This window comes from Pseudomonas delhiensis (assembly GCF_900187975.1).
GTDB classification, from domain to species: Bacteria; Pseudomonadota; Gammaproteobacteria; order Pseudomonadales; family Pseudomonadaceae; genus Pseudomonas; species Pseudomonas delhiensis.
Window position 1 is genome coordinate 21,377 of record NZ_FZPC01000025.1, and the last position, 13,250, is coordinate 34,626.

The 13,250-nt window shown below is 68.0% G+C and carries 16 protein-coding genes; 4 read left to right on the plus strand and 12 right to left on the minus strand.

Annotated elements, in window-relative coordinates; genetic code table 11:
* Positions 1–9 precede the first annotated feature (9 nt).
* The 3 genes from CHC02_RS21675 to flgB are packed head-to-tail and all read right to left on the minus strand — an operon-like array spanning position 10 to position 1,474.
* Entirely contained in the window at positions 10–675 is a 666-nt protein-coding gene (locus CHC02_RS21675) for a flagellar hook capping FlgD N-terminal domain-containing protein (protein ID WP_089393473.1), read from the minus strand.
* Positions 672–1,103: a flagellar basal body rod protein FlgC gene (gene flgC / locus CHC02_RS21680; protein WP_089393474.1), complete on the minus strand. Its 432-nt coding sequence runs from the start codon at positions 1,101–1,103 to the stop codon at positions 672–674. The genes CHC02_RS21675 and flgC overlap by 4 nt, the downstream gene beginning before the upstream one ends.
* A 2-nt stretch (positions 1,104–1,105) precedes the next feature.
* Entirely contained in the window at positions 1,106–1,474 is a 369-nt protein-coding gene (gene flgB, locus CHC02_RS21685) for a flagellar basal body rod protein FlgB (protein WP_089393475.1), read from the minus strand.
* 264 nt (positions 1,475–1,738) lie between these two features.
* Between flgB and flgA the strand changes: the two genes are divergently transcribed.
* The 4 genes from flgA to CHC02_RS21705 all read left to right on the plus strand — a co-directional run bounded on the left by flgA (position 1,739) and on the right by CHC02_RS21705 (position 5,768).
* Entirely contained in the window at positions 1,739–2,362 is a 624-nt protein-coding gene (gene flgA / locus CHC02_RS21690; RefSeq protein WP_279615530.1) for a flagellar basal body P-ring formation chaperone FlgA, read from the plus strand.
* Positions 2,363–3,362: 1,000 nt separating this feature from the next.
* Positions 3,363–4,259, plus strand: coding sequence for a lateral flagellin LafA (lafA, locus tag CHC02_RS21695; protein ID WP_089393476.1), 897 nt, complete (start codon positions 3,363–3,365; stop codon positions 4,257–4,259).
* Between the two features lie 217 nt (positions 4,260–4,476).
* Positions 4,477–5,310 carry a winged helix-turn-helix domain-containing protein gene (locus CHC02_RS21700; RefSeq protein WP_089393477.1) on the plus strand — a complete coding sequence of 278 codons (834 nt, stop codon included), beginning with the start codon at positions 4,477–4,479 and terminating at the stop codon, positions 5,308–5,310.
* A complete protein-coding gene (locus CHC02_RS21705) occupies positions 5,307–5,768 on the plus strand; it encodes a hypothetical protein (RefSeq protein ID WP_089393478.1) in 462 nt (153 codons plus the stop codon). Before CHC02_RS21700 ends, CHC02_RS21705 begins: the two co-directional genes overlap by 4 nt.
* Before the next feature lie 15 nt (positions 5,769–5,783).
* On the opposite strand, the gene CHC02_RS21710 is transcribed toward CHC02_RS21705, so the two are convergent.
* From CHC02_RS21710 to CHC02_RS21750, 9 genes are all read right to left on the minus strand, one after another.
* Complete coding sequence (locus CHC02_RS21710) at positions 5,784–6,725, minus strand: OmpA family protein (protein ID WP_089393479.1); 942 nt, start codon at positions 6,723–6,725, stop codon at positions 5,784–5,786.
* Positions 6,722–7,594: a flagellar motor stator protein MotA gene (motA, locus tag CHC02_RS21715; protein ID WP_089393480.1), complete on the minus strand. Its 873-nt coding sequence runs from the start codon at positions 7,592–7,594 to the stop codon at positions 6,722–6,724. Before motA ends, CHC02_RS21710 begins: the two co-directional genes overlap by 4 nt.
* Before the next feature lie 3 nt (positions 7,595–7,597).
* Positions 7,598–8,329: a FliA/WhiG family RNA polymerase sigma factor gene (locus CHC02_RS21720; protein WP_089393481.1), complete on the minus strand. Its 732-nt coding sequence runs from the start codon at positions 8,327–8,329 to the stop codon at positions 7,598–7,600.
* 10 nt (positions 8,330–8,339) lie between these two features.
* Positions 8,340–8,825: a flagellar basal body-associated FliL family protein gene (locus CHC02_RS21725; RefSeq protein WP_089393482.1), complete on the minus strand. Its 486-nt coding sequence runs from the start codon at positions 8,823–8,825 to the stop codon at positions 8,340–8,342.
* Positions 8,826–8,865: 40 nt separating this feature from the next.
* A complete protein-coding gene (locus CHC02_RS21730) occupies positions 8,866–9,954 on the minus strand; it encodes a flagellar hook-length control protein FliK (protein ID WP_089393483.1) in 1,089 nt (362 codons plus the stop codon).
* A 2-nt stretch (positions 9,955–9,956) separates the two neighbouring features.
* Entirely contained in the window at positions 9,957–10,280 is a 324-nt protein-coding gene (locus tag CHC02_RS21735) for a hypothetical protein (RefSeq protein ID WP_089393484.1), read from the minus strand.
* On the minus strand, positions 10,264–10,659 hold the full coding sequence (fliS, locus tag CHC02_RS21740; protein ID WP_089393485.1) for a flagellar export chaperone FliS: 396 nt from the start codon (positions 10,657–10,659) through the stop codon (positions 10,264–10,266). Before fliS ends, CHC02_RS21735 begins: the two co-directional genes overlap by 17 nt.
* The gene (gene fliD / locus CHC02_RS21745; RefSeq protein WP_089393486.1) at positions 10,656–11,963 is read right to left on the minus strand and encodes a flagellar filament capping protein FliD; all 1,308 of its coding nucleotides are present in this window, start codon (positions 11,961–11,963) and stop codon (positions 10,656–10,658) included. Before fliD ends, fliS begins: the two co-directional genes overlap by 4 nt.
* Before the next feature lie 724 nt (positions 11,964–12,687).
* Positions 12,688–13,191, minus strand: coding sequence for a hypothetical protein (locus tag CHC02_RS21750; RefSeq protein ID WP_244160915.1), 504 nt, complete (start codon positions 13,189–13,191; stop codon positions 12,688–12,690).
* Positions 13,192–13,250: the final 59 nt, after the last annotated feature.

Consider the following 13,250-nt stretch of genomic DNA (forward strand, 5'->3'; position numbering starts at 1 on the left):
TGGGCGGGATCAGGCAGCCGCGCTGCCGAATTCGACGATGTTGTAGAAGGGCACGGAACCGGCGCCCTCCACTTCCAGTACCGGGCCGCTGTCGCTGACGCGCACGTGGCTGACCTTGCCGCCGACCTCGACCTTGGGCTTCTCGCCGCTGCTGGTCTCGACCTCGACGGCGTACTTGCCCGGCGCCAGGCCGAGCTTCTGCGGGTCGACGCTGAAGCCGACGCTGCCGGCCTCCTGCGGGCCGAGGGCGAGCCTGGTGACCTCGCCGGTGGCGGCGCTGGTCAGTTTCAGGGTGGTGCTGGTGGAGGCGTGCTCCAGTTGCACCTGGCCATCGACCGCGGCGCCGTCCAGCTGCAGGCTGTCCACCGAGACCATCACCTTCTGCCCCACCAGCCCGGCGGCGGTGAGGTTCTGCAGGTTGTCGGCGAGCACCAGACTGTTCTTCTGGATGGTGTTGAGGTTCTCCAGGCTCTGCACCTGGGACAGCTGCGAGTACTGGTTGACGAACTGGGTGCTGTCCACCGGGTCGGTCGGGTCCTGGTACTGGATCTGCGCGACCATCAGGGTGATGAAGTTGTTCTGCAGCTGCGACACGTCGGTCAGGTTGACGCCGACGCTGTCGCCGCCAGCGCTGCTGCCGCTGGCGGAGTTGGTGCCGTTGACGCTGCTGGTCATGTCTGCTCTCCCAGCTTCAGCAGGCCCTGCTGCATGCTGCGTACGCGGTTGAGGACGTCGACGCTGGTCTCGAAGCTGCGGGTGGCCGACATCATGTCGGTCATTTCCTCGATCTCGTTGACGTCCGGGTAGTAGACGTAGCCGTCGCGGTTGGCCAGCGGGTTGTCCGGCTCGTAGCGGCGCTGCGGCGCGGTGCCGGAAGTCACCACGTCGAGCACCTGCACGCGGGCGCCGCCCATGCCGGCGTCGCGGCTCAGCTCGTCGTTGCCGTACACGGCGGCGAACATCGGCTTGCGCGCCTTGTACGCGGCGTCGGCGCTGGAGGCGGCGGAATCGGCGTTGGCCAGGTTGCTGGCCACGGTGTTCAGGCGCACGGTCTGCGCGGTCATCGCGGAACCGGCGATGCGGTAGATGGAGTCCAGTGCCATGCTCAACGTCCTTCGATGGCCTGCCTGAGGCCGCGGAACTTCATGCCGAGGAAGGTCAGGCTGGTCTGGAAGCCCATGGCGTTGCGGGCGAACTCCGACTGCTCCACGCCCTGCTCGACGGTGTTGCCGTCTTCCGACGGCTGGTTGGGAATGCGGTACTTCAGTTGCGCGCTGTCGTCGGCGAAAGCCAGCCCGGCGTCCTCGGCCTGCGGGTCGAGGCGGCGCATCTCGCCGGCGAAGTCGATGTCGCGGGCGAGGAAGCCCGGGGTGTCCTGGTTCGCCAGGTTGGCGGCGAGGATTTCGCTGCGCTGGGTGCGGACCTGCAGTGCGCGCACGTGCACGGCGAGGGATTCTTCTACCCGTATGCTCATCGGTGGCTGTCTCCGGCCTGACTCTTGCTGGCGTCCCCTTCAGCAGGAACCGTGCCTAACTTGAGAACAGCGAGCAAAGCCTTGATTTCATTGACTTGCAGCCAGCATCGGCAACCCCCGGCCGCCCCTCGGCTTCCGCTTTCGCGTCGCCTGGCGGGCCGGGGCGGAAAAAGCCTTTCCGCCCTCTTCCTGGTCCTCGCCGGCAGCCTGGCCAGCCCCGCCACCGAGGCGGCCGGCGAGGTCCGCGCGCAGATCGAGCGGGCGGTGAGCGCGCAACTGGACGCCCAGCTCCGCGACGAGGCCCGGCGCAACGGCTGGCAGGGCCTGCGCAGCCAGTTCAGCCACGAACTGCTCGGCAGCCTGCCGCCCGCGCCCTGCAGCCAGCCGCTGCAACTGCAGCGGCGCAGCGACGAGCCCTCGGCCCTGGCCCGCCAGCGCTACGAAGCCCGCTGCACCGACGGCGCCAGCTGGTCGGTGACGGTCAGCAGCCAGGCCGACGCCTTCCTGCCGGTGCTGGTGACCGCCGGCATGGTCGAGCGCGGCCAGGTCCTGGCCGCCGCTGACCTGAAGCTGCAAGCGCAGAACATAGCCCGCGCCCACCACGGCTTCTTCACCCGCCCCGAACAGGTCATCGGCCAGGGCGCCCGCCGCCGTCTGCGCGCCGGCCAGTTGCTCACCCCCCAGGTGCTCGCCAGCGCCCAGTTGGTCAGGCGCGGCCAGCAGGTGCGCATCAGCGCCAGCCGCGACGGCATCCAGGCCAGCACCCCGGGCGAGGCCCTGGCCAACGGGCGGCAGGGGGAAGTGATCAAGGTGCGCAACCTGAGCAGCGAGAAGGTGATCCAGGCGCGGGTGATCGAGGCGGGGGTGGTCAGCAGCACATTCGAATGAAAGCGCGCGCAGGGCGGATGATCGTTCGCGGTTATCCGTCGTTGGCCGTGCTACCGGAGCGTCCGGCGTGGCCGGTGAACCCAATCACGGACGGAGTCCGCTCCTACGACGGTGTGTCCTGGAACCGGAGCGGACTTTGTCCGTGATTTGGCGGATAACGCCGCAGGCGTTATGCGCCCCCGGGAGCTTCGCGGTTTCGCATCGCTCCGGACGGTCCCCTCTCCCGCTTGCGGGGGAGGGTTAGGGAGGGGGTGCGGCGTCAGGGTTGGCAGAGGTGCGTGGGCGAAGTCCGTCCCCTCTCCCCAACCCTCGCCTACGCGGCCCGCCCTGAAGGGAGAGGGGGCTGTCCCGAGCTGCCGGAGCGTCCGGAGTCATCCTGATAGTCCTCACCGCCGTCCTCACTCCCGCGAACGCGGGAAGCCAGGGTTCGCGAGCAAGAACTAGGCGTCCCCCTCGATCCTACGAAAAGCAAAAGCGCTTTTGCTCTGGCGTTTGGACTTCCAGAGAAACAACCGAGCGCACCGGAACGCCCCTTCAGAAGGCCGAGCGAAACCGGCGCTCAGGAGGTCATGCGACATGGATGTCGCGAGAGCCCCGATCAGCACAGGGACGTGCTGTCGGGGCGGGCCTCCGTGGCGGGGGAGTTCGTGAGGGTAGCCCGGCTCCATCGGGCCCGTATGTCGGGCAAGCCTTTTTGGTTCCTTTTGTGGCGATTGACAAAAGGGACTCGCCCGAGGGGGCGAAACAAGAGACATCAACGCACTCGGAGCGGCGCGCTACACCGAGCCCAACGCAAAAGTCTCTGGGTTCCCGCGTTCGCGGGAATGACGATTGGTAGAGAGGTGCGCAAGCCCAAGGTTAGCGATCAAGAGCCAAACACCACCTCCCCCGAAAGAATTTCTCGAACCGGCCCTTAAGCGATTTTCCGGCCCGGTCGCCCTACCCCTTCAGCAGGCGATCAAAGCCGGCTTTACACAAGCCCAATCCGAGGATTCATTCCATGGCTCTGTCGATCCATACCAACTATTCCGCCCTGACCACCCAGACCAACCTGAACAAGACCAATGCCAAGCTGGCCACCAACCAGCAGCGCCTGGGCACCGGTTACCGCGTGAACAGCGCCGCCGACGACGCCGCCGGCCTGCAGATCGCCACCCGCCTGGACGCCCAGTCCCGCGGCATGGCCGTGGCCACCCGCAACGTCAACGACTCCGTGTCCCTGCTGCAGACCGCCGAAGGCGCCTTCAGCGAGATGACCGACATCGTCCAGCGCATGAAGGACCTGGCCACCCAGTCCTCCAACGGCACCAACAGCTCCAAGGACCAGGACTCGATGCAGGCCGAGTACGACGAGCTGGGCAAAGAGCTGGCCAACATCATGAAGAACACCAGCTACGCCGGCGACAAGCTGTTCAGCGACGGCACCGAAGTCGACGGCAGCAAGGGCAAGTTCTCCGCCTCCATCAGCTTCCAGATCGGCTCCAGCAGCGCCGAGACCCTGGCGGTGGACGCCGCCACCAACCTGACCGACGTCGCCACCAAGCTCAGCGACATTTCCTCGGTCTACGCCGCCAGCGGCGCAGCCACCGCCGCCAGCGGCAGCGAACTCAGCGCCGCCAACGCCAACGGCATGATCGACAAGCTGAGCACCGCCCTGGACAGCATCGGCACCCTGCGCGCCCAGTTCGGCGCCAACATCAACCGTCTGAACCACACCGCCAACAACCTGGCCAACATGAAGGACAACACCGACGTGGCCAAGGGCACCATCATGGACGCCGACTTCGCCTCCGAATCGGCCGCCATGACCAAGAACAGCATGCTGATGCAGTCCGGCATTTCCATGCTCAAGCAGGCCGGCCAGATGCCGGGCATGGTCATGTCCCTGCTGGGCTGATCCGCCCCTCGCAGCTGACCGCCGACAAACGCCCCGACCCGTTCGGGGCGTTTGTCGTTGGGCCGGGAAATCCCGTGGCTCAGACGGTGCGGGCAATCTGTCAAGCAAGAAAGGTACAGGAATGGGACTTGTCTCTATATTTTATTGACGCCAGAATGTCGCCCCTCTGCAACGAACCCCTTACGAATTCGTACAAGGACGGACTGCCGGCCCCTACATGGACATGATTCAGATCACGCCCGTCGCCGACGCCCGCCCCCTTCCCGTCCGTATCATCCGTACCGGCCTGGCCGATGGCTGCCTCGCCCACTTCCAGCCCGAGCTGTACCAGCTGGTGCTGCAGCGCGAGGGCTTCGAGGAAAAGGTCGAACTGGGGTTCTCCGGCAGCCGCCTGCTCGAGCGCCTGCTGCGCCAGCCCGGCGAGGTGGTGGCGCGCGACGAGTTGCTGGCCCACGCCTGGAGCGACCGGGTGGTCGGCCAGGGCAGCCTCAACCAGCAGATCTACACCCTGCGCCAGATCCTCGGCGACGAGAAGCGCCGCGAGATCATCCAGACCCTGCCGCGCCGCGGCTACATGCTCAACCCGCGCTTCGCCGTGTGCGCACCGGTAGAGGCCGAAGAAACGGCCACCTCCGGGCAAGTGCCGGCCACGCCCCCCATGCCCGCCAACCCGCAGCGACACTGGTGCAGGCCCGAACTGCTGGCCGTGGCGGCGCCCGTGCTGCTGGCCGGCGTGGCCCTGGCCGCCACGCTCCACTATGGCCTGCAGCGAACCCAGGACCTGCGCGCGGACCTGGACATCGGCAACAAGCATTTCACCTACCTCGACGCGCGCCCCCAGGGCCTGGCCCAGCTGCGCGAGCGCACCGGCGCCCTGAGCGCGCGCCTGGCCGCGCTGAGCGAACGGCCTGCGCATTTCACCCTGTCGCGCCATGCCGGCTTCTACGAAGTGGCCTGCGGTGCCGAGGACGCGTCCACCCGCCTGCTGCTGATCCACCAGGACCAGCTCGCGCGCCTGGCCGACGACCAGTTACGGAGCTGCCTGCCATGAAGCGCAGCCACCTGTTCGCCGGCAGCGCCCTGCTGAGCCTGGGCCTGCTCGCCGGCATGGCCGCCACCTGGCTCAGCTACCGTTCCGCCAGCGAGTTCGATGGCCGCTACCACAGCAGCGGCCAACTGGTCCTCGCCGACGGCCGCAGCCTGCGCCTGGAGCACAGCCTGCTGCTGCGCGACGGCCACTTCTATGCCGTGACGCGCCAGGGCGACACCGTGCAGAAGACCTCCGGCAGCGTCGAGTCGGGCTTCCTCGGCCACCTGCGCCTGCGGGTGGAAAAGAGCGAGCTGGCCGAACTGCAGCAGGCCGCGCAGCTGGACAACGAACTGCTGTTCAACCTGCTCTACGGCAGCGAGAACGACAGCCTGCTCAACCTGCAGCCCCACGGCGACTGCCTGCTCGCCGAGGAAACCCGCCAGCTGTATTGTGCCGAGCGCTTCGCCGGCGAGCCCTGAGAGCCCGATAACCACTCAAGGCTTGGCCGCAGCGCCCTGCCCCGCGCTGAACTTCGCCCCGTCGGAACCGACCTGCACCCGCGCCTGGTCATCGCTGAACAGCTGGCGGTACAGTTGCTCGGCGCTGTCGGTCAGCAGCAGCAGCTCGATGCGGCGGTTGGCGCCGTTCTGCGGGTCCTCCGGCAGCAGCGGCATGCCGTCGGCCTGGGCGGTCACCTGGAGCACGTTGCGCGCCGGCAGGCCCGCGTCCACCAGCACGTTGCGCGCCTGCAGGGCGCGGTCGCCGGAGAGGTTCCAGTTGTTGTAGCCGTTGGCCCCGCGGTAGGGCACCGCGTCGGTGTGGCCGCTGAGGATCAGGCGGTTGTCGACCTTCGCCAGCACGCCGCCCAGGGCCGCCAGCAGAGTGCGGAAATGCGCGTCGAGGGTGGCGCTGCCGCGGGGGAACATGAAGCGCTGCGGGTCGTCCTTGATCAGCACGCGCAGGCCCTGGGGCACCACCTTGACCTCGATGTTGGCCAGCGCGTCGGTCTGCGCGGAGACCGCGCGGATCAGCGCCGCCAGTTCCTGCAGGTCGACGCTGGAGTCGTAGTGGCGCGGCTCGCTGGCCTCGCCCGGCTGCCTGCCGTCGACGCTGGCGCGGCTGCCCTCGGGGGTGCGCGGCGGGTTCTGCGGCTGCACCGGCATGGGCAGACCATCCAGCTCCACCGGCGTGCGGCTGGAGCCATCGAACACCCCGGCGCCGCCGTCCACCAGCGGGTTGCTCTGCAGGTCGCCCACCGCCGGGTTCTGCATCACGCTGCGCGGCTGCACGATCCAGAGCACCATGAACAGCGCCATCATCGCCAAGGTGAAGTCGGCGAAGGCCACCTTCCAGGCGGAGCTGTTCTCCTCGGCGTGGCCCTTCTTGCCACGCCGCTTGATGATGACCTCGTGGTTCTGCTCGCCGCGCCGCCTCATGCCGCTTCCCTTTCATCCTCGTACTGGTTGACCCAGGTCTCGAGCTGGCGGAAGGCCGGCTTGACGTCCTGCTCGATCAGTTTGCGCCCGGCGTCCACCGCCAGCAGCGTGGGCTTGCCGGCGACGTGGGCGACCAGGGTGGTGCGCACGCATTCCAGGGCCGACAGCTCGGTCTTCACCCGCTGGGCCATGGCGTTGGACAGCGGGTCGAGCACGCAGTAGCAGAAGAAGATGCCGAGGAAGGTGCCGACCAGCGCCGCGGCCACGTGGGCGCCTACTTCACCGATGCTGCCGCCGATGCTGCCCATGGTGATGATGATGCCCATGATCGCCGCCAGGATGCCGAAGCCGGGCATGGCCTCGCCGACCTTGTGCAGCGACTTCGACGGCTGCAGCAGGGCCTGCTCCATGGCGTCCAGCTCCTGCTCCAGGAAGCCTTCCAGCTCGTGGGCGCTGATCTTGCCCATGGCCATCAGGCGGAAGTTGTCGGCGATGAAGGCCATCAGGTTCCTTTCCTGGAGGATCAGCGGGTAGCGGGCGAACAGCTCGCTCTGCTCCGGCTCCTCGATGTGCTCGTCGAGCACCTTCAGGCCGCCCACCTCGACCATCTCCAGCAGCTGGTAGAGCAGCATCAGCAACTGGCGCTGGAACTCCTCGCCGCGGCGCTTGTAGACGAACACGCCCTTGATCTGCACGAGCATCTCCAGCAGGACCTCGCGCGGGTTGGCCACCACCAGGCTGCCCAGGCCGGCGCCGAGGATGATGAGCACCTCCGCCGGCTGCCAGAGCACGCTCATCTCGCCATGGGCCATGGCGTAGCCGCCCAGGACGCAGGCGACGATGATCAGCGCGCCTATGATCTTCTGCATGATTCAGCTTCTCTCGCTCAGGTAGCGGCAGGCCTTGTTCAGCGCCTGCTTGCTCAGTTGACAGACCCGGGCGTCGCTCACCTCGAGCACCAGGGCGATTTCCTTCAGGCTCAGCTCGTGCTGGTAGTACAGCGTCAGCACCAGGCGCTCGCGCTCGCTGAGCTGCGCCAGGGCCTGGGCCAGCATGCGCTCGCGCAGCACCCGCGCCTCCAGCGCCGACTCGCCGTCCACCAGGTTCTCCAGGCCCTCGCCCAGCAGCGCGTCGAGGCTCTCGATGGCCTCGCAGGATTCGGCCTGCAGGTAGTCCTGGTAGCCGCGCTCGTCGAGGCCGGTGTGGGCGAGGATTTCCTTGTCGCCGGGCGTGCGGCCCAGGCGCCGGGCCAGCTCGCGGATGCTGTCGCGCACCTTGTGCGCCTGCAGCCGCACCTGGCGCGGGCGCCAGTCCTGGCGGCGCAGCTCGTCGAGGATGGCGCCGCGGATGCGCAGCACGGCGAAGCCGGCGAACTGCTCGTCGGGCGTGCCGTAGCGGCGCAGGCTCTCCAGCAGGCCCATCAGGCCGATCTGCTCCATGTCCTCGCGGTCCAGCACCTGGTTGGCCTGCAGCGACAGCTGGCTGACCACCCGCCGCACCAGCGGCAGGTAGCGCATCAGCCATTGCTGCTCGGCGCCCGGGGCGAAGGCCGGGTGGCCCGCCTCGGCGGGGTTGCGGTAGTCGAGGGCGCAGTGGGCGTTCATGGGCGGGCCCCTATTGCACGATCAGCTTGCTGACCAGCACGTGCTGGAAGGGCGCGGCCACCTTGCGCGTGGCGAAGTCGGCCAGCAGCACCTGCTCCAGCTCGCCCTGCAGCGCAGGGATGGCCTTGGCCCGCAACTGCTCGTAGGTCAGCGCGGAGAGGTGCGCCACCGCCGAGTTGCGCACCATGGGGTCGATCTGCTGCAGCTTCTTCTGCTGGGTGCCCAGCTCGGCCTGCAGCACCAGGTCGAGCACGAAGTAGTGCTCGCGGCCGTCGCCGCCCGGCAGGCTGACGATGATCTTGTTGACCGGGAAGAACTCGTATTCGCCGGGCGCTTCCTCTTCCGCCGCGGCGCCCTGCTCGGTGCCGGCGGCCTCGCCGGCCCTGGCCTGGGCGGCCAGCAGCGGGCGCGCCAGGTACCAGGTGCCGGCCACGCCGCCGGCGGCGATCAGCAGATTCAGAACAGTGAACAACAACATGATGCGGCGCATCGTCATGACGGTTTTCCGATCCTCGGTTTCCATGGGTTGCCCGGCGCTACACGGTGACCAGCACGTCGCGCGGGCGCAGGCCGGCGTCCGCCGCCGCCCCCTGCTCCGCCGCCGCGCCGGTCGGCGCGTCGTCCAGCCAGGCGGCCGGGCGCCCCTGCCGGGCCTGTTGCTGCTGCGCCTGCTGCTGGCCGGCGCGGCCGTCGGAGACCTGCACCTCCACCGGCTGCTGGCTGGCCCCGGCGATGTCCTGGCGCAGGCGCTCGGCGCCCTGCTGCAGCAGGCGGGCGACGTCGCCCTGGGCCGCGTGGATCTGCACCGTCAGGCCTGCATTGTCCCGGCTCAGGTAGATCTCCAGGCGCCCCAGCTCCGGCGGGTCCAGGCGGATGGCGGCGCTCTGCTGGTTGTACCGCAGCTGCAGCTCGACGTTGTCGCGCAGGGCGTTGAGCAGTTGCTCGCCCCAGCGTTCGGCCGGCGCCTGCAGGCTCAACTGGCGCTCGGGCATGTGGCTGGCCGCCAGCGTCTGGGCGTCGCTCACCACGGCCGGGGCGTTGGGCGGCGGCACCTGGCCGGCGAGCTTGTCGAGCTGGCTGTGCAGCAATTCATCGGCAGCCGTTGCGGCCTTCGCCGGTGGCGCTTCCTCGGCCTTGGCCGGCAGGGCCAGGCTCGGCAGGGGCTGGCCCTGGGCCGGCGGCGGCGGGGCCTCGGCCATGCCCTGGGGTAATTGCGGCAGCGGCAGGTTGCCGGGCAGGGCGCGGGATACCGGCGCGCTCGCGGCATCCCCGGCCTGGCCGGCGTCGCGGGCCTGCAAGGTCACTTCGCGCTGGCCGAGCATGCTGGCCAGCCACTGCTCGGCGCCCGGCAGGGCGCCCAGGCTCGGGTCGGGCGGCGGCGGGAGGTCCTGCGGCGCAGCCGGGTCGGCGGGCGTGGCGGGAGCCTCCGGCGCGTCTTCGGTCGCTTCCGCGCCCTTGGCCAGTTGCGCGGCGAAGGCCGGCAGCACCTCGCCCGCCGCCTCGGAGCCACCCCTGGCGGCCGTGCCCGCGGCCTGCTGCCCGGCGCCCATGGCGGGTACGGCCGGCAGCGGCGTGTCCTTGCCCGGCGCGGCGTCCGCGGCCAGGCGGGTATTCACCTGCAACACTGTCATCTCCCGGCCAGCAAGCGGTCTATCTGCATGTAGGCGGAGCGCCCTTCGGCGTACTCCAGGTGGCTCGCCAGCAACTGGCGCAGGCGTTCCACCTCCTGCGCGCAGGCGCGCCGCGCCTCGTCGTGCAACTGCTGCAAGCGGCGCCTGGCCTCGACGCCGGCGGCATCCAGCGCGGGGCCGGCGGCCAGGCGTTCGAGCAACGCGCGTATGGCGCCGTCGACCTCGCCCAGGCGCGCCCACTCGCCGCGCGCCAGCACCTCGCCCAGGCGCGCGTGGAGGCTGCGCAGCGCGTGCACGCGCGGGTCAGCCACGGGCGGCATGGACACCGGCCCAGCCTTCGCGCAGGGTGCCGAGCAGGCCGGCGACCTCGTCCAGGCCCTCCAGCGACAGGTTCACGCTGACGTCCGAGAGGCGGTAGATGCAGTAGTCGTAGAGCCGCGCCAGGTCCTGCACCACCGCCCCGCCGGCCTCGTAGTCGAGGGCACTGGACAGGCCGTTGAGGATGTTCATGCACTTGTCCAGGGAACGGCCCTTCTGCTGGAAGCGCCTGGCCTCGATATGCCCGCGGGCGCGGGCCAGTTCGTCGAGCAGGCCGTCGAACAGCACCAGCACCAGCTCGTAGGGCGACGCCGCGGCGGCGCGCGCCTCCAGGTCCGTGGTGCGGTAGCTGTCGTAGCCTTCGTTCATCGAATAGGTCATGTGAACATGCTGGAGGTCTGGTCCATGGAATTCATGACTTGCATGAGGTTGGTGTACTGCTTGAGGTAGCGCGAGTAGGCGTTGTCGTAGCGCGTCTGCAGGGCATCGAACTGGTCGTCGATGTCGGCCAGCTTGTCGTTCAGGCTGTTCACCCGCGAGGTCAGCAGGCCGCTGGTGGAGCTGGTGTAGGCCTTGAGCGCGCTGTCCAGGCTGTCGATCAGGTTGCCCTTGCCGCTGAACAGCTGCTCGAAGCCGTCGGCGTTCTGCGCCAGGGCCTTCTCCAGCTTGCTGCTGTCGAGGGTCAGCTTGCCGCTGCTGTCGGCGCTGACGCCGTAGCCGATCAGGTTGGCGCCGCCGAAGCTGGTGCGGATCAGGCCGTTGACCGCCGACCTGATCGCCTGCACCGCCGAGTCGCCGGCCAGCGCGCCGCGGCTGGTGGTGCCGCTGCCGCTGGCGGTCAGCGTGCCGATGCTGCCCATCAGGGTGTTGTAGGCATCCAGGAAGCCCTGCAGCTTCTTGGTGGTGGCGTCCTTGTCGCGGCCGATGTCGAGGCTCAGCGGCGCCTCGGCCGGGTCGCTGACCTTGGTGAAGGTCAGGCTCACGCCGTCGATGGCCTTGTCGAAGGTGTTGCTGGCGTTGCGCAGCTCGATGCCGCCCTGCCCGCCCAGGTAGACGATGGCGTCCTGGGCGCTGGAAAGCTGCTTGCGGGCGTCGATGGAACCCTGCACCACAGCATTGCTGCTGGACAGGCTGATGGCCTGGTCGGCGCCGCTCTCGTCGCTGGTCAGCACCAGGTTCACCGTGCCGTCGCTGCGCACCAGGGTGGCCTTGACGCCGGTGTTGTCGGCGGCGCCGTTGATGGCCGAGGCCAGGGCGCCGAGGCTGGTGATGCCGCTCATGTCGACCTTGAAGCTGTCGCTGCCCTGGCCGATGGTCAGCTCGCCGCTGCCCAGGTCGCCGTCGCTCAGGCCCTGCAGGGCCACCTGGTCCTTGGAGGCCAGCTGCTTGACGAAGAACTGGTAGCTGCCGGAAACGGCGGTGGAACCGACGCTGGCGGTGGCATAGCCGTCGGCGCTGAAGGTGGCGCTGTTGACCAGCATGTTGCTGGCGCTGCTGGAGCTGCTGCGCAGCCCGGTCACCGCCGAGGCGAAGCTGCTCAGCGCCGACTTCAGCTGGGTGACCGCGGACAGCTCGCTGTTGTAGCTGGTCTTGTTGCGGTTCAGCCGCGTCTGCGACGCCTGGATGTCGTACTGGGCCAGCTGGGTCGCCATCTGCTGGACGTAATCGGAATCTATGGTTGCCATGGTCGGATACCCCTTTGCGAGCCTGGGAGCAAGTTCGGTGCCAACGCCCGGAAGGCCCGTATTCCGGGCGTTTCGGGCAAGAGCGAGGTGAAAGGACACTTCCGCACGGGCGGGACGGAAGCCTCGCCGGAAACGGCATTTCCGCCTGCGTGGAGGGTGTTGCTTCCCTCCCAAGGCGACCGTGTACGGGGTGGGGTTAAGGCGCGCAGGGCGGATAACGCCCCAGGCGTTATCCGCCGTTTTCAACGACGGATGATCGCGGACGGAGTCCTACGCCTCCACCGCTGTCCCAGCTGTAGGAGCGCGCCCTGCGCGCGATTCGCGGGCAGGGCCCGCTCCTACAATGGGGCGACATGGGGGACGCGAATTTCGATCCAGTCACTCCCGCGAACGAGGGAACCCAGAAGACAGTTGCTCCTACGATCCCGGGAAGCACGGTCGCAGGAGCCATTGGATTCACCAGCCACGCCAGATGCCCGACGACGCGGCCAACGGCGGATAATCGCGAAGGCCTATGTACCCGATGAAACAGGTCGCTTCAGCAGACGATGAAGTGGCCGTCAGCTCCGAGCCTGCACCTATGGGCTCCCTCCGTGGCCGAAAACATGGCCAGGGCCAGTAGATCAGATTGCCTGGATCGTACCCGACAATGAAATTGCTGAATTGAATTTAAAGGCGGGCCTCAGGTAACGTTGCCGCGTCCTGACTCACCAGACACCACCAATCAATGGGTGGACATCAGCGACGAGCGTACGGGCATGTCGGCATACCCGGGATTCTTGCGCAGGAAGTTTTTGATCACCTGTTCCTGTCGATCCACCACGCAAAGGCTCGCGGTGGGCGAAGGTACCGAGCAGTTGCCAAGCGCCAGGAATCCGCAGTTCATCACACCGTAGAACGCTGTGGGTCGAGCGTCGAGCGGACAGCCGTAGAGTATTTCGCCCAGATAATTGATATCGCCCTGTTTAACCGTGAAACGCAGCGGTTTGCCAAAGGCCCCCATGACACCTCGGCGGGCACCCACCTTATAAAGCTCGTAGTCCCCGGCAGGCAGCCATGCGGAGTAATAATCCTTGGCGCCCCAGCCATAGCTCTTGCCCGTTCTGGTATCGCGAAACTCCAGCCAGGTACCGAAGGCGCCGCCGTCGTTATTAACCAACGCCCCTACCACCAAGCCAGCGTTCTGCGCGGAATTGACCTTTGAGTCCAGCGTCATGTCTTCAGGCATTTGCGCGCAACCGGCTATCAGCCCCATAACACAACCCACAAGAAGTCGATGCATGTGGA

Coding starts and splice junctions, on each gene's coding strand:
- motA (WP_089393480.1), bottom strand. CDS start 7,594: ATGCAGAAGATCATAGGCGCGCTGATCATCGTCGCCTGCGTCCTGGGC.
- CHC02_RS21750 (WP_244160915.1), bottom strand. CDS start 13,191: ATGCCTGAAGACATGACGCTGGACTCAAAGGTCAATTCCGCGCAGAAC.
- CHC02_RS21735 (WP_089393484.1), bottom strand. CDS start 10,280: ATGCCGCCCGTGGCTGACCCGCGCGTGCACGCGCTGCGCAGCCTCCAC.
- CHC02_RS21705 (WP_089393478.1), top strand. CDS start 5,307: ATGAAGCGCAGCCACCTGTTCGCCGGCAGCGCCCTGCTGAGCCTGGGC.
- fliD (WP_089393486.1), bottom strand. CDS start 11,963: ATGGCAACCATAGATTCCGATTACGTCCAGCAGATGGCGACCCAGCTG.
- CHC02_RS21720 (WP_089393481.1), bottom strand. CDS start 8,329: ATGAACGCCCACTGCGCCCTCGACTACCGCAACCCCGCCGAGGCGGGC.
- fliS (WP_089393485.1), bottom strand. CDS start 10,659: ATGACCTATTCGATGAACGAAGGCTACGACAGCTACCGCACCACGGAC.
- CHC02_RS21675 (WP_089393473.1), bottom strand. CDS start 675: ATGACCAGCAGCGTCAACGGCACCAACTCCGCCAGCGGCAGCAGCGCT.
- flgC (WP_089393474.1), bottom strand. CDS start 1,103: ATGGCACTGGACTCCATCTACCGCATCGCCGGTTCCGCGATGACCGCG.
- flgB (WP_089393475.1), bottom strand. CDS start 1,474: ATGAGCATACGGGTAGAAGAATCCCTCGCCGTGCACGTGCGCGCACTG.
- CHC02_RS21710 (WP_089393479.1), bottom strand. CDS start 6,725: ATGAGGCGGCGCGGCGAGCAGAACCACGAGGTCATCATCAAGCGGCGT.
- lafA (WP_089393476.1), top strand. CDS start 3,363: ATGGCTCTGTCGATCCATACCAACTATTCCGCCCTGACCACCCAGACC.
- CHC02_RS21700 (WP_089393477.1), top strand. CDS start 4,477: ATGGACATGATTCAGATCACGCCCGTCGCCGACGCCCGCCCCCTTCCC.
- CHC02_RS21725 (WP_089393482.1), bottom strand. CDS start 8,825: ATGACGATGCGCCGCATCATGTTGTTGTTCACTGTTCTGAATCTGCTG.